Annotated in this window: 10 protein-coding genes and 1 tRNA gene; 5 read left to right on the forward strand and 6 right to left on the reverse strand. The window is 66.5% G+C overall.

What is annotated here, in order from left to right:
- Positions 1-237: 237 nt before the first annotated feature.
- Both K1X11_RS19390 and K1X11_RS19395 read right to left on the reverse strand, forming a co-directional pair.
- Entirely contained in the window at positions 238-945 is a 708-nt protein-coding gene (locus K1X11_RS19390) for a LuxR C-terminal-related transcriptional regulator (RefSeq protein ID WP_221029600.1), read from the reverse strand.
- Positions 946-1,032: 87 nt separating this feature from the next.
- Positions 1,033-10,965: an autotransporter-associated beta strand repeat-containing protein gene (locus tag K1X11_RS19395; RefSeq protein WP_221029599.1), complete on the reverse strand. Its 9,933-nt coding sequence runs from the start codon at positions 10,963-10,965 to the stop codon at positions 1,033-1,035.
- A gap of 226 nt (positions 10,966-11,191) precedes the next feature.
- Here K1X11_RS19395 and K1X11_RS19400 point away from each other — a divergent pair, with 226 nt between their 5' ends.
- Positions 11,192-13,462 carry an ATP-binding protein gene (locus K1X11_RS19400; protein ID WP_221029598.1) on the forward strand — a complete coding sequence of 757 codons (2,271 nt, stop codon included), beginning with the start codon at positions 11,192-11,194 and terminating at the stop codon, positions 13,460-13,462.
- Between the two features lie 7 nt (positions 13,463-13,469).
- Here K1X11_RS19400 and K1X11_RS19405 read toward each other — a convergent pair whose 3' ends face one another.
- Entirely contained in the window at positions 13,470-14,270 is an 801-nt protein-coding gene (locus K1X11_RS19405; protein WP_221029636.1) for a LamG domain-containing protein, read from the reverse strand.
- Positions 14,271-14,382: 112 nt separating this feature from the next.
- Positions 14,383-14,934, reverse strand: a complete 552-nt coding sequence (locus tag K1X11_RS19410) for a hypothetical protein (protein ID WP_221029597.1) — start codon at positions 14,932-14,934, stop codon at positions 14,383-14,385.
- A 410-nt stretch (positions 14,935-15,344) separates the two neighbouring features.
- On the opposite strand from K1X11_RS19410, the gene K1X11_RS19415 reads away from it, so the two are divergent.
- The 3 genes from K1X11_RS19415 (at position 15,345) to K1X11_RS19425 (ending at position 17,252) form a co-directional block, all read left to right on the forward strand.
- On the forward strand, positions 15,345-16,064 hold the full coding sequence (locus K1X11_RS19415) for a hypothetical protein (protein WP_221029596.1): 720 nt from the start codon (positions 15,345-15,347) through the stop codon (positions 16,062-16,064).
- Positions 16,065-16,211: 147 nt separating this feature from the next.
- The gene (locus K1X11_RS19420; RefSeq protein WP_221029595.1) at positions 16,212-16,526 is read left to right on the forward strand and encodes a hypothetical protein; all 315 of its coding nucleotides are present in this window, start codon (positions 16,212-16,214) and stop codon (positions 16,524-16,526) included.
- 39 nt (positions 16,527-16,565) lie between these two features.
- Complete coding sequence (locus tag K1X11_RS19425; RefSeq protein WP_221029594.1) at positions 16,566-17,252, forward strand: hypothetical protein; 687 nt, start codon at positions 16,566-16,568, stop codon at positions 17,250-17,252.
- A 17-nt stretch (positions 17,253-17,269) separates the two neighbouring features.
- Here K1X11_RS19425 and K1X11_RS19430 read toward each other — a convergent pair.
- Positions 17,270-17,344: transfer RNA gene (locus K1X11_RS19430), tRNA-Arg, on the reverse strand.
- 137 nt (positions 17,345-17,481) lie between these two features.
- On the opposite strand from K1X11_RS19430, the gene K1X11_RS19435 reads away from it, so the two are divergent.
- Positions 17,482-17,979: a hypothetical protein gene (locus K1X11_RS19435; protein WP_221029593.1), complete on the forward strand. Its 498-nt coding sequence runs from the start codon at positions 17,482-17,484 to the stop codon at positions 17,977-17,979.
- A 29-nt stretch (positions 17,980-18,008) separates the two neighbouring features.
- On the opposite strand, the gene K1X11_RS19440 is transcribed toward K1X11_RS19435, so the two are convergent.
- Positions 18,009-20,015: a heparinase II/III domain-containing protein gene (locus K1X11_RS19440; RefSeq protein ID WP_221029592.1), complete on the reverse strand. Its 2,007-nt coding sequence runs from the start codon at positions 20,013-20,015 to the stop codon at positions 18,009-18,011.
- Positions 20,016-20,233 lie beyond the last annotated feature (218 nt).

Raw genomic sequence — 20,233 nt, forward strand, 5'->3', positions numbered from 1 at the left:
GTATCTGCGTTTATCGGCGGGATCTGCGGTTTGAACCTTTGCGGCATCCACTCGCTCACGCTCGTAGCCACGGGGGCTTCTTTGCTTCGTTACCTTCTGTTGAACCCCTTTGCTCCTCGGCCCTGTGAAACTCTGTGGTTCATGATTCATAGCCACGAAGAGGCACAAAAATGCACGAAGAGGGGGCCGGGGTCGGCGACCCCGGCTGCAGCGGGTGTTGGGCCGTGCGCTTGCTGGTCAGGGACCGGCGGTGGTGGGGACTTCGGCTTGGTATTGCATGAACTTCACGGCGGCTTCGGTGCGGGTGCGCACCTGCCATTTGCCGAAGATGCCGAGCAGGGCGTTCTTCACCGTGGAGCGGGCGAGGCCGAGTTGTTCGCCGATGCCTTTGTCGGAGGTGCCGACGGCGACGAGGCTGAGGATCTGGGTTTCGCGGGGGCTGAGTTGGGGCAGGGCGGCGAGCTCGGTGAGGGTGGCGAAGGGCGGGGCGCTGGAGGGGCGGGGCTCGGGCGTGGTCGCGAGCAGGCGCAGGAGTTCGCGGGCGACGCGGGGGGTGAGCGGCGAGCCGCCGGCGAGGGTTTGGTCGAGGGCGTCGAAGAGGGTGTCTTTGCCGGATTGCTTGAGCAGGTAACCGACGGCGCCGGCTTGCACGGCGGCGAGCACGGCGGGGCCATCTTCGCGGGTGGTCAGCACGAGCGGCAGGGCACCGGGGTAACGCTGGTGCAGGGCGGCGATGACGGCACTGCCGTTGGCGGGCAGGCCGCTGGTTTCGATGAGCAGTAACTCGGGCGCGGGCGAGTCGGGCCAGCGCAGGGCGTCGTCGGCGGTGGCGGCGCTGTAGAGGGGTTGATAGCGGGGGTGCGCGCTCAGATGGGCCTCGAGAAACAGGCGGTAGTGGAGGTCCTGTTCAAGGATGGCGACTTGGACACGTTTGGGCGCGGGCATGGACGAGTGAGTAGCGAGTAGCGAGTAGCGGGTAGCGGGTAGTGAGTAGCGGGTAGCCCCTACCGGGGTGGGGTATTCAGTTTGTGGTTACTTGGTGGTGCGGCGGCGTTTGCGCCAGGCGGCGTAGCCGAGCATGGCGAGGCCGGCGAGGGCGGCGTAGGTGCCGGGTTCGGGGACGGCGCTGAGGCTGATGGCGCCGGTTTGGGCGAGGTAGGAGGTGTTCCAGGTGGCACCGGCGATGGTGGGCAGGTCGTAGTTGGCGAAGGTGCCGCCGATGCTGCTGGCGGTGAAGAGCTGGAAGCTCTGGCCGATCGACGGGGTGTAGTCGTTGAGCAGGGTGAGCTGCAGCGTGCCGCCGAGGGTGAGGTCGCCGTTGACGATGATTTGATCGAAGTCGGTGCCCGCCATGCCGCCGCTGCCGGCGAGTTCCATGGCGACAATGGCGGCGCTGTTGAGCACGAGGTTGCCGTCGACGGTGATGATGCCGGGGCTGTTACCCGGGGCGAGGGTGCCGGCGAAGTTGAGCGTCTGATTGGTGGCGAGGTTGAGGGTGCCGCTGCCGGAGAGGGTCTGGCCCGAGCCGAAGGCGAAGCCGGTCGATTTGGCGGTGAGGTCGAGGATGCCGCCGTTTCCGAGGGCGACGCCGGAGGAGTTGGCGATGGAGCCGTTGGCGCCGAGGGCGAGGGTGCCTGCGTTGATGGTGGTGGCTCCGGTGTAGGTGTTGGTGCCGGAAAGGGTCATCGTGCCGACGCCGGCCTTGGTGAAACCGCCGCTGCCTTCGAGGGTGCCGGTGAAGGCGGCGGCGAAGCCGTTGGTATCGATGGTGGTGCTCGTGCTGTCGCCGAGGGTGAAGGTCTCGCCCGAACTGAAGTTGGCGTTGATGATTTCGAGTTCGCCGCCGTTGAAGTTGAAAGTGGCGGTGTCGGCCTCGCTGGCGATGACGCTGGTTTGGAGTTTGCCGCCGGCGTTGAGATTCAGGGTGCCGGACGAGGTGCCATAAACTCCGGCGAAGACAGCGGGAGCGGTGACGGTGCCGCCGTCCGCGATCGTGAGCGCGGCCGAACCGGAGATGCCGACGTAGAGTGCGCCGGTGGAGGTGAGGGTGGAGCCGGTGCCGGTGACGGTGGCGCTGCCGTTGCCGGCCGCCTGGTTGCCGAACGCGGTGGTGGCGCCGGAGGTGACCTGCGCGCCGTTGGCGACGGTGAGGGAGCCGGTGCCGTTGGTGCCCCATTCGACGTAACCGGAGGTGGTGAGGGTGGAACCCGAGCCGGTCACGACGGTGTCGTTTTCGAAGACGTAGTTGCCGGTGGCGGCGAGTGCGCCGGTGTTGATGGTAATGTCGCCGGAGCCGAGGTTGGTGAGATGGTGGACGGCGACGGTGCCGCCGTTGAGGGTGGTGCCGCCGGAGTAGGTATTGGTGCCGGAGAGCGTAAGCGTGCCGGAGCCGGTCTTGGTCAGTCCGCCGGTGCCGGAGAGGACGCCGGAAAGCGTGTGGTTGGCGCCGTCGCCCGTGGTGAGGGTGCCGCTGCCGAGGGTGATGTTGCCGGCGCCGTCGAGGTCGGCGATCGTGACGGAGTTGCCGTTGAGGTCGAGGGTGGCGCCGGCGGCGACGTCGACCGAGGCGGTGGCACCGAGGGCCGAGGCGGAGTCGAGGCGCAGCGAGCCGGCGTTGACGGTGGTGGTGCCGGTGAAGTCGGAAGTGCCCGAGAGGATCAGTGTGCCGGCGCCGGTTTTGGAGAGCGAGCCGGACCCGGAGAGCGTGCCGGCGTAGGTGCCGGCGGAGTCCTGATTGAAGACGAGAGCGGCGTTGTTGGTGATGTTGCCCTGCAGGCTGGTGGTGTTGCCGGACAGCGTGCCGCCAGAGACGGTGGTGCCGCCGGTGTGGGTGTTGGCGCCGGTGAGGGTGAGGGTGCCGGCGCCGGCCTTGGTCAACGCGAAGTTGGCGTAGTTGTTGCCGCCGAGCACACCGGAGAAGGTTTGGTCCTGTCCGTCGGCGGTGTTGACGGTGAGCTGACCGTTGCTGCCGCCGAAGCTGTAGATGCGGCCCGTGCCGGTGAGACCGGCGATCTCGGTCGCGCGGTTGGAAATGTCGAGGATGGCGCCGGACTCGAGTTCGACGTCGGTGGCGGCGGAGAGCCCCTGGTCGGTGTCGGTGGAAAGCACGAGGATGGAGCCGGACTTTACGGTGGTGGAGCCGGTGTAGGTTTGAGCGCTATCCAGACGCAGGATGGAGCCGTCGTGGGTCACGTTGCCGGTGCCGGAGATGACGCCGGTGTAGGTCACGTCGCCGGTGCGGTCGAACACCACGGCGGCGTTGTTCACGATGTCGCCGGTCACGGAACCGGTGGCGGCGCCGTTACCCAGTTGGAGGGTGCCGCCGGATACGGTGGTGCCGCCGGTGTAGGTGTTGGCGCCGGTGAGGATCTGGGTGCCGGAGCCGACCTTGGTGAAGTGACCGGCGTTGCTTCCGTCGGTGTCGGCGAGCACGCCGGAGAAGGTGCCGGAACCGTCATCGACGCCGAAGGTGAAGGTCGAGTAACCCGCGCCGTTGTAGCCCGAGGTGATGGTCCCGGCGCCGGAGAGGGCGTCGACGCGGACATTGGCCTCGACGCCGGCGAAGGTGGCGCCGGAGGCGACGTTCAGCTCGGCGAGATTGGCGGTCCAGTTTTCGTTGCCGCCGGCGCCGCCGGTGAGGGTGCCGGCCTGGACATCGATGAGGGCGCCGGAGTCCATGGCGAAGGTGGCGGCGGCGGTGCCCCAGACGGCGTTGCCCGCGCCGGTTTTCTGCAGCGTGCCGGAGCCGGTGAAGGTGGTGGCGTCGGTGTTGTCGCGCGTGCCGGAGGCGACGCTCACCTCGAGGGTCGCGCCGCTGGCGAGGTTGATCGTGGGCGAGGCGGTGGTGCTGGTGAGGGCCAGGGTGCCGGCGGACACGGAGGTGGTGCCGGTGTAGCCGTTGGACCCGGACAGGGTGAGGGTGCCGGCGCCGGATTTGGTCAGCGAGCCGGTGCCGGAGAGGGAACCGGAGAGCGTGGTGGCGTGGCCGTTGGTATCAACCGTGGACGAACCGGTGAGGGTGGTGGCGACGTTGGAGCTGAAGGCGCCGCCGGAGCGCAGGGTGCCGCCGGCGAGATGGAGGGTGCCGGAGCCGCTGAGACCGGCGGTGGTGAGCGTGCCGCCGTTGCCGACGGTGACGCTGCTGGTGCCGGAGCCTAGGGCGGTGATATTGCCCACGCTTACTGAACTGCCGTTGCCGATGTCGACCGTGCCGGTGCCGCCGCCGAAGGCGAGGGTGAGGTTGTAGGTGGAGGCCGTGCCGCCGTCGGTGAGGGTGAGCGAACCGTTGCCGCCGTTGCCGATGATGAGTTCGCCGTTGTTGGCGAGGTAGGAGCCGGAGCCATCGATGGTGACGGCGCGGTTGGTGCGGAAGTCGCCGCCGGTGGCAAGCGTGGCGCCGTTGGTGACGGCGAGCGCGCCGGAGCTGGCGCCGAGCTTGGCGTCGGAAGAAATGGTAAGGGAGCCGCCGGAGACGGTGGTGCCACCGGAGTGGGAGTTGGAGCCGGTGAGGGTGAGGTTGCCGACGCCGGACTTGGTGAGTGAGCCGGTGCCGTCGATCGTGCCGGCGTAGGTGCCGGTGGCAGCCTGATCAAAGACGACGGCGCTGTTGTTGGTGATGTCGCCCTGCAGGCTGGAGGTGTTGCCGGTGAGCGTGCCGGCGGAGACGGTGGTGCCGCCGGAGTAGGTGTTGGCGCCGGTGAGGGTGAGGGTGCCGGTGCCGGATTTGGTGAGTGAGCCGTCGCCGGAGAGGACGCCGGAGAGGGTGGTGGCGTAGCCGTTGGTATCGACGGTGGAGGCGTTGGAGAGGGTGGTGGCGAGGCCGGTGCTGAGGGCGCCGCCGGAGCGCAGGGTGCCGCCGGCGAGATTGAGGGTGCCGGAGCCGGAAAGCCCCGGGGTGGTGAGGGTGCCGCCGTCGTTGAGATTGAGAGCGCTGGAGCCAGTCCAGAGAGAGGTGGTGCCGCTGACATTGATGGACGCGCCGGAACCGATGTCGACCGTGCCGGTGCCACCGGTGTAGGCGAGGTGGAGGTTGTAAGCGGATACGGTGGCGTTGTTGGTGAGAGCGAGGGAGCCGGTGCCGTTGTTGCCGATGATGAGTTCACCGTTGTTGGCGAGGTTGGAGCCGGCGCCATCGATGGTGACGGCGCGGTTGGTGCGGAAGTCGCCGCCGGTGGCAAGGGTGGCGCCGTTGGAGACGGCGAGGGCACCGGAGCTGGAGCCGAGTTTGGCGTCGGAGGCGATCGTGAGGGTGCCGCCGGAAACGGTGGTGCCACCGGCGTAGGTGTTGGTGCCCGAGAGCGTGAGATTGCCGGCGCCGGATTTGGTGAGGCTACCGGAGCCGGAGAGGTCGCCGGCATAGGTGCCGGTGGTGGACTGGTCGAAGGTGACGGCGCTGTTGTTGACGATGTTGCCCTGCAGCGAGGTGGTGTTGCCGGTGAGGGTGCCGGCGGAAACGGTGGTGCCGCCGGAGTAGGAGTTGGAGCCGGTGAGGGTGAGGGTGCCGGTGCCGGACTTGGTGAGTGAGCCGGTGCCGGAGAGGTTGCCGGAGAGGGTGGTGGCGTGGCCGTTGGTGTTGACGGTGGAGGCGTTGGTGACGCTGCCGCTCATGCCGGAGGTGAACGCTCCGCCGGCGACAAGGGTGCCGCCCGCAAAGTCGAAGGTGCCGGTGCCGCCGAGGTTGGCGGTCGTGAGGGTGCCGCCGTTGCCAAGAGTGATGTTGCTGGTCGCACTGCCGAGCGAGGTGGTGTTGCCGACCGTCACGGAGCTGCCGTCGCCGATGTTGACCGAGCCGGTGCCGCCGCCGAAGGCGAGGGTGAGGTTGTAGGTCGAAGCGGTGGCGCCATCGGTGAGAGTGAGCGAGCCGGTGCCACCGTTGCCGATGATGAGTTCGCCGTTGTTGTAGAGGTTGGAGCCGGAGCCATCGATGGTGACGGCGCGGTTGGTGCGGAAGTCGCCGCCGGTGTTGAGCGTCGCGCCGTTGGTGACGGCGAGGGCGCCGGAGCTGGCGCCGAGCTTGGCGTCGGAGCTGATCGCGAGCGTGCCGCCGGAAACGGTGGTGCCGCCGGAATAGGTGTTGGTGCCCGAGAGGGTGAGGGTGCCGGAGCCCGACTTGGTGAGGGCACCCGTGCCGGAGAGATTGCCGGAGAGGGTGGTGGCGTGGCCGTTGGTGTTAACGGTGGAGGCGTTGGTGAGGGTGCCGCTCAGGCCGGAGGTGAACTCGCCAGCGGCGACGAGAGTGCCGCCCGCAAAGTCGAAGGTGCCGGTGCCGCCGAGGGTTGTGGTGGTGAGGGTGCCGCCGTTACCGAGGGTAATGTTGCTGGTCGCGCTGCCGAGCGAAGTGGCGTTGCCGACGGTCACGGAGCTGCCGTCGCCGATATTGACCGAGCCGGTGCCGCCACCGAAGGCGAGGGTGAGGTTGTAGGCCGAGGCGGAGCCGCCATCGGTGAGAGTGAGCGAGCCGGTGCCACCGTTGCCGATGATGAGTTCGCCGTTGTTGTAGAGGTTGGAGCCGGAGCCATCGATGGTGACGGCGCGGTTGGTGCGGAAGTCGCCGCCGGTGTTGAGCGTCGCGCCGTTGGTGACGGCGAGGGCGCCGGAGCTGGCGCCGAGCTTGGCGTCGGAGCTGATCGCGAGCGTGCCGCCGGAAACGGTGGTGCCGCCGGAATAGGTGTTGGTGCCCGAGAGGGTGAGGGTGCCGGAGCCCGACTGGGTGACGGAACCGGAACCGGAAATGTTGTTGGCGGCGGTGACGGCGTTGGAGCGGTTGAAAGCGAGGTTGGCGTTGTTGACGATGGAGCTCGAAGCGATGGATCCGGTGGTGCCGCCGTCGCCGATTTGTAGAGTGCCCTCGGAAACGGTGGTGGTGCCGGTGTAGGTTTGATCGCCGGTGAACACGAAGGTGCCGGAGCCGGTCTTGGTGAGGCCGCTGGAGCCGCCGAGTGAAGCGTCCAGCGAGCCGGTGCGGGCCTCGAAGGCGGCGGCATTGTTGAGCGAGCCGTTGGTGAAGGAGCCGCCATTGAAGATGGCGGTGCCGATGGTGGGGCTGTTGGTGCCGAGATCGAGGGTGCCGCCGTTGAGGGTGAGATTGCCGGTGGTGGCCCCGAGGGCGTTGGCGTGACCGAGCGTAAGCGTGCCCGCGTCGACAATCGTGCCGCCGGTATAGGTATTGTTGCCGGACAGAGTGGTATTGCCGGTGCCGACCTGCGTGACCGAACCGGAACCGGAGATCACGCCCGAGTAGGCGAGAGCGTCGGAACGGTTGAAGGCGAGGTTGGCGTTGTTGACGACGTCGCTGGCGAGTGCGCCGGTGGATCCGCCGGCGCCGATCTGCAGGGTGCCCCCGGAGAGGGTGGTGGTGCCGGTGTAGGTGTTGGCGCCGGTGAGGGTCAGGGTGCCGGAGCCGGTTTTGATCAGACTGCCGCCGCCGGCCAGGACGCCGCCGATGGTGGCATCGAACGCATTGGTGTTGAGGGTGGAGGTGGTCCCGGTGACCACGCCGAACGGGGCGTTGGAGTAGGAGTCGGCGGCGGTGAAATTGACCGTGCCGCCGCGCAGGTTCAGCGCACTGCCCGAGCCGCTGCCAATGTCGACGCCGCCGGCCCCAATATTGACGGTGCCGCCGGAATGGAGATTCAGGATGCCGACCGAACCGGATTGGATGGCGAGGAGAACATGCGGGGCGTTGATCACGCCGCCGCTGGACACATCAACGGTGGCGGAACCGGAGATGCCGAGGTAGAGCTCGGCCCCGGAAGTAAGGGTGGAGCCCGTTCCGCTGATTTCAGCGATGCCGAGCGCGTCGGATGCCGTGCCAAACGCGACGGTGGAAGCCGCTTCGGCGGTGGCGCCGTCGTAGAGATAGAGTGAGCCAGACCCGGTGGTCTCGACGGTGCCGAACTCGAGATAACCGCTGGTGTAGAGGCTGGAACCGGCGCCGGTAACAGACACTCGACGATCGAAGGGGAGTGAACCGGAGCTGGTCAGGCGGCCGCCAGTTTGGATGAAAATTCCCCCGGTGCTAAGGTTGCTTTGGCTGGCGATGGAGAGCGTTCCGCCTTGGATGTGGGTGGAGCCGGCGTAGGTGTTGGCGGCGGTGAGGGTGAGCGTGCCTTCACCGGTTTTGGTGAGGTTTGCCCGGCCTGGAAAGACCCGGGTCAAAGTGCCGGTGAGCGTGGCGTCGAAGCCGTTGGTATCGACCGTCAGGCCCTCGTTGAGGTCGGTCCACCAGGTTCCGGCGTCGCCGATGATGAAATTCACCCCGGAGGAGAGGTTTGCGTCCACGACCTGGAGGGTGCCGCCAAAGACGTGGAGATTGCTGCCGCCAAACGAAGGATTCACCCCGCTGGCCTGAATGGTCCCGCCTTGGTTGAGATAAACCGGGCTGCCGCCGGGTTGGATCTCGACGCCATTGGAACTGCTGAGATTGAGGATGCCGCCGTTGTTGACATTGATCCGTCCGGAATAGCCGGCGGTGATCGAGGTGTTGCTGATGGATCCGCCGTCGTTGATGTTGAGGTTGCCGACGCCGCTTTCGCCGATGGTGAGGATGGGCACGTTGAGGGTGCCGCCGTTGATGTTGAGGTTGCCGGTGGCGCCGAAATAGGTGCCGAGGATCACGCGCGGGGCGTTCAGGCTGGCACCGTCCTCCAGGTTGAGGGTTCCGGAACCTGAGATGCCGAGGTAGGTGGCGTCGCCGGAGGTAAGGCTGGAGCCGCTGCCGGTCAGGGTGGCGGTGCCGGTGACGCCGGCCTGGTGCCCGATCGCCGCGGTGGTGCCGCTGGTCACTGCGCCGCCGTCGGATACGGTGAGCGATCCGGTCGCGCCGTCACCAATTTCCAAATACGTCGTGGTCGAAAGGGCGGAGCCCGATCCGTCCACGGTCACCGCGCGATTGAGCACGAGATTGCCGGAGCTGGAGAGGCTGCCGCCGGAAATGTGCAAGTCGCCGCTGCCGATGTTGCCCGCGCTGCTGACCTGCAGGGTGCCGCCGGAAACGGTGGTGTCGCCGGTGTAGGTGTTGGTGCCGGAGAGCGTGAAGGTGCCGGAGCCGGTTTTGGTGAGGGTTTGGGCGCCGTCCAGATCGTTGGGCAGGCTGCCGGTGCGGACCTCGAAGGCGGCGGCGTTGTCGAGCGTGCCGTTGGTGAAGGTGCCGCCGTTGAAGATGGCGGTGCCGACGGTGGGGTCGAAGGTGCCGAGGTCGAGGCTGCCGCCGTTGAGCGTGAGGTTGCCGGTGGTGGCGCCGAGGGCGTTGGCGTGACCGAGGGTGAGGGTGCCCGCATTGACTGTGGTGCCGCCGCTGTAGGTGTTGCTGCCGGAGAGGGTGGTGTTGCCCGTGCCGTTCTGCGTGACGGAACCGGAGCCCGAGATGACGCCCGCGTAGGAGAGCGCGTTGGAGCGGTTGAAGGTGAGGTTGGCGTTGTTGGTGATGGCACTGGAGGCGAGGGCGCCCGTGGTGGATCCGCTGCCGATCTGGAGCGAGCCGCCGGAGATGGTGGTGATGCCGGTGTAGGTGTTGTCGCCGGACAAAGTCAGGGTGCCGGTGCCGGTTTTGGAGAAGGTGCCGGTTCCGCTGATGACGCCACTGAAGGCGGTGTCGGTGTTGGCCCCGCCGGTCGTGAGGTTGACGCCCCCGAGGATGAGGTTGCCGGATCCGGCGAGCGAGCCGACGGTCTGGGCGTAGCCCGCGAGGTCGAAGGTGCCGGGCGAATTGATGGTCAACGCGGTGCCCGATGGTAGATTGTTAAGCGTGTTGTAGAGCGTGCCCTCGTCGATCGTGGTGGATCCGGTATAGGAGGCGCCGTAGAGGTAGAGGCTGCCGGTGCCGGATTTGGTGAGGCTGCCTGCGCCGGAAACGCCGCCACTGAGGGCGGCCGTGAAACCGTTGGTGTCGATCGTCGAGTCGGTGCCGCTCACGAGGGTGACGGGCACGAGGGTCGTGAGGTTGGCCCCGGTCACTTCCAAGGTGCCGCCGCCGAAGTTGAAGTTGGCGGTGCCCGCTCCCTTGGCGATGCCCTGGGTCCCGCCCACCGCGAGGGTGCCGCCGGCGTTGAGATTGAACGTGCCGGTGGAACCGGCGGCGGTGGCGAGCTCGAGAATGCTACCAGGGGTGACAGTGCCGCCGGACTCCACGGTGAGTTCCCCTATGCCGTGGTAGCCGACATGAATCTGGGAGCCGGAGTTGAGCTGCGAACCAGAACCGCTCACCAGTCCCACGCCGTTGACGCCGGCATTGACGCCAAAAGCGATGGAGCTGTCGGAACGGATCACCGCCCCGTCGTGGACGCTGGTGGTGACGTCGCCGATATCGCCCAATTCGATGTAGTTGGTCGAACTGAGCGTGGAGCCGGCGCCGGTCACGCTGACGGTGCGGTTATTGAGTTCGAGGATGCCGTTGTTGGCGAGGGTGGCGCCGTTGCTGACGGTGAGGTTGCCGGAGCTGAGGTTGCTTTGGCTGGTGATGTTTACCGTGCCGCCGGAGACAGCGAAGTTGCCGGTCATGTTGTTGGGCGCCTTGATGGTGAGCGTGCCCGCGCCGGTTTTGGTGAAATTCACCGCACCGGAACTTTCGTTCATGGTGGCGTCGAGGATGGCGCTGGCGCCGCTGGCGACATCGAAGGTGGCTAGGTCGTGGAAGTAGCCGCTGTAGAAGGCGCCCCAAAGTTCCACGTCACCCTCCTCGACATAAATGGCGGCGACGTTCACGCCCTGGCCGATGTCGACGAGTTGGTAGCCGGTGGCGTTGGTGCCAGCGGAAAACACGGCGGTGGAGCCGGAGGTCCAGGCTTGAGTGGCGGTGTCACCGGCGGCAGACGTCGACCACCACGGGCGGATGGCGCTGTAGTCCCAGGTGTTGCGAATATTGGTCGTGCCCGGAGTGGCACCGTCGGAGTCCCAGTAGAGCGTGCTCTGGGCGGCGAGCGGGGACAGGAGAACCAATGCAAGGAGGGAGAGGCGCAGCAAGGGCATGATGAAGCGAAACGTGGAAGGGGGAGGCGGCGTTGCCAGTGGACAAAGGACCGGGCCTTTTGGCCGCTTGGCCCTACGTGCGGCGTTTGCCGGGATGGGAGCAATCGCGCGCCTCATGGGTGGCCGAAACGGACGCCAGAATGTCCGTTCCGGAACTCGTGCTGTGGAGTTGCGCTCCGCGATCGCCTAGGTTCTCGTCCTCAACCCGTTACCCCTTTTTGGCCCTATGTTCGCCGCCCATCCGTTTTGGAACGCTTCCGCTCTGTGCCTCTTGATCGTCGATGGTGCCCGTTGCTGGCAGACCAATCCGAGCTATGAGCGACGCTTTGGGGTGCTGGAGGCGGTGGCCTCGACCTCGTGGTTGGAGCAACTGGGGGTGGTGACAGAGGAAGCCAGGGCGGTGCTGGCGTGGCTGACGGCGGAGCTGCCGAGCGGCGCGGTGCGGTTGGTGCGCGGCCAGGAGAAGGGCGAGGCGCGGTGGTGGCGCCTGCGCGTGCTCGCGGCGGTGCCCGAGCGTGGTGACGGGGCGTGGGTGATCGACGTGGAGGACGTGACGACGACGCAGGAATCGATCGAGCGGGCGCGGCTGGAAGGGCAGCATTTTCACGCGCTGATCGAGCGCTCGGCGGAAGGTATTTCCCTGTTTGATACGGGCGCCAACATCCTGTGGGAGTCGCCGTCCAACAAACGCATCCACGGTTGGGAAAGTTGGGAAATGGAGGGCAAGAACCTCTTCGATTTCTGCCACGAGGATGACTTGGCGCGAGCGATGCCGCGCTTTCATCACCTCGCGCAGGCGCCGGGCATCGTGGAGACCGAGATCGTGCGTTTTAAACACAAGAAAGGGCACTGGATCTACCTCGAAGGCACGGTGATCAACGCCACCGACGATCCGCGGGTGAATGCGCTGGTGAACAACTTCCGGGATGTCACCGGGCGGCTGGAGGCGGAGCGCGAAGTGCGGCGGGCGAAAGATGCGGCGGAGGAAGCGCATCGGTTGCAGCAGCACTTTCTGACCAACCTCACGCATGAGTTTAAAACGCCGCTGACGCTGATTCGCGGGCCGCTGGTCGACCTCGCGGAGGAACGGGTGGCGCTGGCGGATGCGGGCGCGGTGGTGGGGCGGGTGCTGCGCAATGTCGATCGGCTGGGCGGACTGATCTCCGAGCTCATCGACCTGGCGCGACTCGATGCCGGCACCTTCGCGATGCAGGTGAACCGGCACGATCTGGTGGAGTTCGCGCGGGTGGAGATCGATGCCCTCACCGCCGCGGCAGCGGCGAAAGAGGTGCGCATCGACCTGGCGGCCCCGACGGCGCTGCCGGTGTTTTTCGACCTTTCGAAGTTGGAAAAGGTGATGACCAACCTGCTGTCCAATGCGGTGCGGTATTCACCGGCAGGTGGGCGCGTGACCGTGCGTATTCAGGAAATGGATGCGCCGGAAGGCACGGCGCCCGAGCGGGTGCGGGTGGAGGTGGCCGATGAAGGCCCTGGCATGGACGAAGCGACGCGGCGACGGGTTTTTGAACGCTTTTTTCAGGCCGACACCAGCATGAGTCGTGACCATGAAGGCATGGGCATCGGCCTGGCGCTGGCGCGCGAAATGGTGGAGATGCACGGCGGCACGGTCGGCGTGCACAGTGAGCCGGGCGCGGGCAGCGTGTTTTACTTCGAACTGTTGCTGGGCTGTGAGCACTTCGACCCCGACGACATCGACACCTCGGCGGGCGCGGAGCCGCGACCGCACACGGTCGGCGGCACGGTCGCGACGGCGACGCCGGTGGGATTGGTGGAGTTTGCGGCGCATCGGCCGCGGCTGCTGCTGGTGGAGGACAATGCCGACATGCGGGCCTACCTGCGCATGAACCTGGATCCCTACTACACCGTGAGCGAAGCGGTGGATGGTCAGGAAGCTTGGGAGGGGTTGGAGGGATATGCGCCGGAGATCATCGTTTCGGATGTGATGATGCCGCACGTGGACGGTCTGGAACTGTGCCGACGGCTGAAAGGCTGCGCGCGTTGGCGGGCGGTGCCGTTGGTGCTGCTCTCGGCCAAGGGCTCGGTCGACCATCGGGTGGAAGGACTGCAGGCGGGGGCGGATGATTATCTGGCGAAGCCGTTTTCGGTGGCGGAGCTGTTGCAGCGGCTGCGGTCACGGGTGCCGTGGGGGACGGAGGAAGCGGTCAACGGCAGTGCGTGGCGCGAAAGTCTGGAGGCCTGTCTCGCGGCCCATCTGCGGGAGCCGGATTTTGATGTCACGGCAATGTCGCGACATCTTGGATACAGCGAGCGGCAGCTACGGCGGCGGGTGCGCGAGCATTTTGGGCAGTCGCCGGCGGAGCTGCTGTTGCGGCGGCGGTTGGAGAAGGGGCGGGAGCTGATCGCCACCGGTCGCCTCAACACGCGGGCCGAAGTGGCGCACGCAGTGGGATTGTCGCCGGGATATTTTTCGCGGCGCTACCGGCAGGCGTTTCGCGAGGTGCCGGTGGCGGGTTGAAGTTGGGTCAGGCGGCCTGGGTTGGTGCCGGGCGGCGGCACCAGAGCGCGAGGCCGAGGCCGGCGAGGCCAAGCAGTGTGGCGTAGGTGGTGGGTTCCGGCACGGCGGAGGTGCTCAGATGAAGCATGGAGGTGTCGAAGGTGCCGGTTTCGAAGGTGAAGATGCGCACATCGTCGATGAAGCCTTGGAAGAGCTCGAGGGAGGCATTGTTGCCAGCAATCAGCAGGGCTCCGCCGACCAGATCGAAGCTCTGGGATGAGGCCGAGAAGTTGGCATTGCCGTCGAGGTAACCGGTGAGCGCGCCGTTGTCCCATACGACGGCGACGTGGTGCCAGGAGCCGGCCTCGATGATTCCGACCGGGTTGAGGGCGATACCGCCGCGGAGCACGTCGATGGTGTTGCCGTTCAAGTAGAGGCCGATGCCGTTGGTGCCGGAGTTGCCGTTGTAAACGATCATCTGACCGGTCGTGGTGTTGGAGGCATTGATCCAAGCCTCCATGCCGAAGCTGGCGCTGCTGGAGAGCGAAGTGTCGAGGGCCCCGCTGTAATAGTTGGAACCGTCAAATTGGTAGGAAAGGGACGACGCGCTCCCGCGGGTATTGGAGGAAAAGGTGCCGCCGCTGCCGGCCTCGGACAGGTCGGTGCCGGTGGCACCGGAGTCAATGAGCGTGGAGCTGAGCGCGTCTCCGGCGGAGGCGGTGTCGGCCTCGCCGCCCGCGAAGTGGTGCACCACGACCTGAGCAGGGGCGGTGAGCGTGAGCAGGCAAAAAAGCGGGATGACGAAACGAGGCGCGGCGAAGGAATTCATGGGCGAGGGAACGGGGGAATCCGAACAAGTCGGTCACCCTGTTTCCTGCCGCGGGCCCTGCCGGGTTCGAGCGGCGATTGACGAGTGGAGGCTCTGAATTGACCAGCGGGACTCAGGCCCGGGTCGACGTCACCGGGCTCTTGATGAACTTGGCGAGGACGAGGCCGATGACGATGCTTCCGATGGTGAGGTAGGCGAGTTCGCTGAGCTGCCAGTCCATGGACTTGTGCCACCAGATGGTGTCGCTGATGCGGGTGGCGAAGGCGGCGGTGAGGCCGACGAGGGTGACGAAACCGACGCGGGCACCGTAGCCGCTCTTTTTGCAGATTTGTTTGAGCAGGAAAGCAAGGAGCAGCGCGTAGCCCCAGCCGTGGAGGAAGCCGCCCACCATGAGCATCGGGTCCATGGGTGTAAGGCCCTCGCGCTGGATGTGCACGGTGGCGACGGGCCCGCGGGTCATGAGTTCCTGAGCTTCTTCTATGTTGCCCATGGCGGGCACGAAGTAAGTGCCGTTCTCAGGGAAACTGGCGAGCAGGGCCGGGCCCACATCGGAGGGCGTGGATTTGAGCACAGAGCCGGGGACCCCCAGCACGGTGTAGAAGACGGCGCCCCATATGAAGAAGGCGAGGGCGGCGAGGAAGGAGCCGAGCAGGACGGATTTCATGGGTAGAGGGAGGGTTGCGGGTAACGGGTATGAGGCAGGCGGCGGAGCGCGGACGGGGCAAGGCCGCGGGGCGGGCAGACCGGTTGTGCAGTCGATTAACAGCAATGCTTAACGCAGAGCGACGGGAGGGCAGCAGCGCTTGGGGGGCGCGGGAACAGACGAGGTGGCCGCGAACGAGGGGCGCCCCTCCGACGTCGCTCGCGCCTCGCGCGCCTCGCGGGTTTCGCGCCTCTCGCTTGTTCGCGGCGTCGGCGCGTCCTCAAATGTTCGTAATACGAACATTTGGGGTAGGTTGCTCCTTAAAATAGTCCCGATGTTCGTATTACGAACATGTGATTTGAGGCATTGCGGTGGTTGGTGGAGGGAAATTGAGGGTGGAGTAGGCGGGGGAAATGAGGTGTGGCTGGGGGATGTCGTTTTCTCATCCGTGGTCCGCTTTTGCCGAGGTGCAGGTGGTGAACAGCTTCGCCGAGCTGGTGGCGACGCCGTTTGCGGGGGCGGTGAATGCCTTGTGCTGGCCGCGGGAACTGGCGGGCGACTTCGGCGAAGTGGTGGCGCAGGTGGTCGCACTGGGGGGCGGCGATGACATCACGACGCTGGATGAGGAGGACCTGATGGCGCTGTCCTTGGGAGCTCGAGGGCGGGAGGCGCGGGCGGTGTTGATCGAGGACCTGCGGCGGCTGACGCAGCACGGCTTGCAGCCGTCGCTGGACTGTTTTGGTCGACTCACTCGGGACGAGTCGGGCGGGCCGGTGAGCACCGATGTGCAGTCATGGCACGTGGATGCGGCGCCGGTGATCGTGGATACTTACTTGTGCAGCTACACGACGGCGTCGAGCGAAGGGCTGCGCACGGCGGACGCGTTGTTGTGCACGGAAATCCCGGCGGTGCGGGCAGCGTTGTTGGCCGAGTATGGGGGGGCGGATGACGACGGGTTTCGGGCCTACCTGCGGGAGCAGTATTATGATTTACACTACGAAGCGGCGGCGGGGGCGGTGCCGTTTGCTTTTGGGTTCGGCAACATGTGGCGCATCGCGAATCAGTGTCCGGGGAGTCCGGTGCCGCCTTGCGTGCACCGCGCGCCGAGTCCGCCGGCCGGGGCGCCGCCGCGATTGCTTTTGATCAGTTGAGGTTGGGAGGCCGACGGGCAGGAGGCGGACGGGCAGGGCGACGCGGCCGGGGACGTCCGCGTCCACCTAGGGACACGCCGACGGGTCGGGTCGGGGTGGTAACGGGTCGACGGCGGGGCGGGGTTCTGGCATGGGATTTATCCCGTCATGTCGAAATCCAAAGTGCCTTCCTCCCTGCCGCCGGCGATGGCGAATGCGACCGCGTTTATTCAACTCAATGTGCCTTGGTCACAGAACGCGGAGTCGGGCGGTTGGATTCGCTTCGAAGTGAAAACGGCGACTGGGGCGAATCACTTTTATGTGGTCGAGACGCTGTCGCTCTCGGCGTGGGACATCAAACGCAACACGGGCGTGGGTGCGTGGCGCACGCTGTTTGTGCCGGTGCCGCAGGGGTATACGATCGTGTGTGACGCACAGCGGGGAGACGTTGAGGTGATCAAATTCGAATACCTGCCGGCCTAGGGATTGCGGGCTGGCACGGGGTGCGCCGGAGTGGAGGGCATGCCGAGTTCCGAAACCCTAGCTCACCGCGAGTTGAAGCGCCTGGCGCTGGAATGGGCGCGGGAGCAGGGCTTGGCCATCGCGGCGGCGGAGGTGCGGGTGCCCAAGAGCGGTTACCGGGCGGATGTGGTCGCGATGGGGCGGGGGGCGGAGGCGAAGACCGCGGTGTTTGAGTGCAAGCAGGCGCGGGCGGATCTGTTGAAGGATGCGCATGACGACGGGGCGACGCGACAGAAGCTGGCGGCGTTGTTGCAGCGACGGGAGGAGTTGGAGGCCTTGATCGGCGCGCATCGGCCGGACTTGCGGCGAGGCGAGTCATTGTTTCCTGAATACGACGCCTGGGATTTCAGCGGGTTGGAGCACAAGGCCTATCACGACCTGTTGGCGGAGATCGCGACGGTGCAGGGACGGGTGATCGCGGGGACCAAATTCTCCAAGATGCTACGCTATCGCAGCGCGGATTTTCTCTACCTCGTGGTGGAGGACGACATCTTCGCCGAGGCGGAGATTCCGGCGGGCTGGGGGCTGTTGGTGCGGGTGGGCGAGGCGCTGGAGTTGCGGCGGGCGCCGGTGGCTTTGGAGGCGGGGGCGGCGCAACGGCGGGCGTTGTTGGAATCGATCGCGTTGAAGGCGACGCGGGCCTTGGAGCCTTTGCCGCGTCCGCCGGAAAAAGCGGCGGAGGAGTGACGCAAAGCGCGCCGGCCTGGTAGCCCCGCTGGGAATCGAACCCAGATTAACGGTTTAGGAAACCGCGGTTCTATCCATTGAACTACGGGACCACAGCCGGTGCGGAGACTTACGGGCGAGTGAGGTGGCGACAAGCGCAGATGCGGAGAGAAACGCCGGCGTATGACCGGGGAAAGGACCCGATGGATCTGCTTGTGGATGGGGGCGGCGACGGGCAAAAGGTCTACCCATGCGCAACGCGTGGATCAAATGGGGCACCCTCGTCGTGGTGGGGATGGGGGTTCTGGCGACGGTGGGTTGCCGGTCCTTCGCTCCGTCGACTTCGCATTGGTCCGAGGCGGAGACTTTGGCGGAGAATGATCGGGTGCCGCGCGAGTTCCTGTCGCAGAACTACGGTTCAACGTGGTTGCGCATTGCTGACATTCGCTACGATGCGGCGGTGTGGTTGGCGGGATCGGTGGACACCGAAGGCGGGGTGCATTTTCACCGCACGTTGGAGGACGTGGTCGACGCGCGCCATCTGCAGCTTGCGCGCTCTTTGCTGCCGGCGGTCGAGTTGCCTCGCTCTGCGGTGGGGGAAATCCGCGGCCGTGCTGAGGTGCAGATGTTCTTCTACGAATCCGATCGGGCGCAGACCGATGTGCTAATCGTCGCGTGGCGGAAACAGCGAACCCCTTACGGAGAAAGTCGGGGCAAAAACTTTTTCTGTCGGATGGTGACGCTGTAATTCGAGCGCGTGCGGCGCGGCGAAGTCGGTTAGCCGATCTCGATGGTGGGGGCGAAGGGGCCGGGCGTGAGGCGAGCGCGGAAGGTGTCGGCGGTGAGGGTCCAGGTGCCGTCGGCGGAGGCGGCCTCGAGTTTGGGCGGGAGGGCTTCGCCGGCTTTGCGGGCGGCGAGGACCGTGACGACGTGATGGCTCAGCGCGGCGGGGGCATGCACTTCGACGCAGGGAAAGTCGCCGGTTTCGGGCAGGACTTCCAAGCGGGCGAGGCGGGGCGTGGCGGAGGCGGCGGAGGACGCGACGAGGCCGTGCAGGGAGGCGGCGGGGCGGTCGAGGCGGAAGCGGGGGCCGTCGACGCTGAGGCGGGCGGCGCCGTCGGCGTTGTCGGGGTAAAAACGGGCGTCGAAGGTTTGTTCGTGGTAACGCAGTTGGATCTGGTCGAAGACCACGATCACGTCGGGTTTGGCGAAGATGACGGTGCGCAGGACCTGCTTGGCGGATTCGTTGACGACGCCGTAGGCCGCGGTGGCATCGCTGGTCCACCAGATGTGGCCATCGTGGTCGGCGTAGGCGATGAGGTTGGCGTAGGCGAGGCTCTCGTTGGTGCCGTGTTCGCCATCGACGTAGTGGTGGCCGCGACCGTCGAGCAGCACGCCGTTGTGGCCGCGGGTGAAGCGCATTTTCCAGCCATCGGTGCGGCGGTCGTAGGCGGCGCCGAGGTGGTCGTGGAGGAGGCGTTCACCGTGGATTTTGTAGATGAAGTGATTGCGGTCGGCGTGTTCGTGATTGGCCGGGGCGCCGCTCTTGAAGGCGAGGACGGCGTCGTCGGGCTGCCAGCCGCTGCGGCAGAGGACCCAGTTGAGGTCGTTGCGGTGGTTGAGCAGGCGGTCGGGGAGCGGCGCGGTGAGGACGTCGGGACGATACCAGAGAAAGTCGTAGAACCAACGCGGTTGCGCGGCGTAGGTGGCGAGGGTGCCGGCGTAGGGCGTGCCGGTGATGGTGCCGACTTCGCACACCCAGCCGGGAAACGCGCTGCCGCGGGCGTCGCTGAAGTTGACGATGTCGGCGCCGCCGTCGGGCGTGCGGCCGAGTTGCATGGTGAGCACGTAGTCGAGCATGCCGTCCCAGTTGACCGCTTGATCCCAGTCGACGTCGCCGACCAAGCGGCGGTGCGCGACGATGAAGGGCATGGCGGTGCGCATGGAGTAGTCGAGGTAGCTGAGGCCTTCGAAGTAGCTGCCGTCGGCGGAGAAGAGTTGGAGGAAACGGCGGGTGCTGGCGACGGCGGTGTCGAGCCATTGCTCGGCGCGCGGATCGTGTCCGCGCAGGGCGAGGGCGCCGAGACCGAGGGCACCGGTGGGGGCGGAGCGGAGGTTGTTGGCGCCGAGGATTTCGGGCCAGCGCTCCATGGTGAGGTCATAAAAATCGGCGTGCGCGGTGTCGAAGTCCCAGCCCTTCACGGTCTCGGGGTGGTCCATGTCGTTGACGGTCGCGAAGCAGGCGGCGCAGCCCTTGTCGGCGATGGCTTGGAGGAGGCGTTGATCGAGCTCGGGCGAGATGGCATCGCCCAACACCTCGCGGGCGTAGAGCAGGCGCACGGTGGAGTAGGAGGCGCGTTGGATGCCGAGCACTTCCTCGCCGCCGTCGCGGAAGTAGTCCCAATGCGGGCGTGCGATGATGCGCTCGATGGCGTCGAGCAGGGTGGCTTCGCGGGTGGGCGTCGGCTCCACCAATTGCACGGTGAGTGCGTGTTCGAGGGCGGTGAGCACGGTGGCGAAATCGCGGACTATGTTGCCCGAGTTTTCGAAGGTATCGAGGGCGGTCGGAATCGCGTCGGGGGCCTCGGCCTGCCAGGCGGCGTAGAGGGGTTGCAGGAGCGGGGTGCGGGTGTTGGCGCGGATGCGCGGCAGGTCGGCGGGGGCGAAAAACAGGTGGCTCGCGGAGCCGGGGGAGGACTCGGGCGCGGCCCAGGTGAAAGAGCGGGACAGCAAGGCGCCAGCAAAGGAGGCACCACCCAGACGGAGCATTTCTCGGCGAGTCATGGGTCCATGGGGTTGGGCCCTGGGGCGCGGCTTGTAAATGACGGTCGGCCCGGGGCTTAAACTTTCATTTTCTTTCAGTCGCCTGGCCCGGTGTAACGGGGGCGGTGAGCGCGTGGTGGAGCGGGCCGGTGAAACTTTTGTGACGCGGGGGCGTCTGGAGGGAATAGGCTGTTCGAGGCGTGTCTCGACAATACCTGTTCTCCTTCCTTACCTCTCGT

The organism is Actomonas aquatica (genome assembly GCF_019679435.2).
Lineage (GTDB): Bacteria > Verrucomicrobiota > Verrucomicrobiia > Opitutales > Opitutaceae > Actomonas > Actomonas aquatica.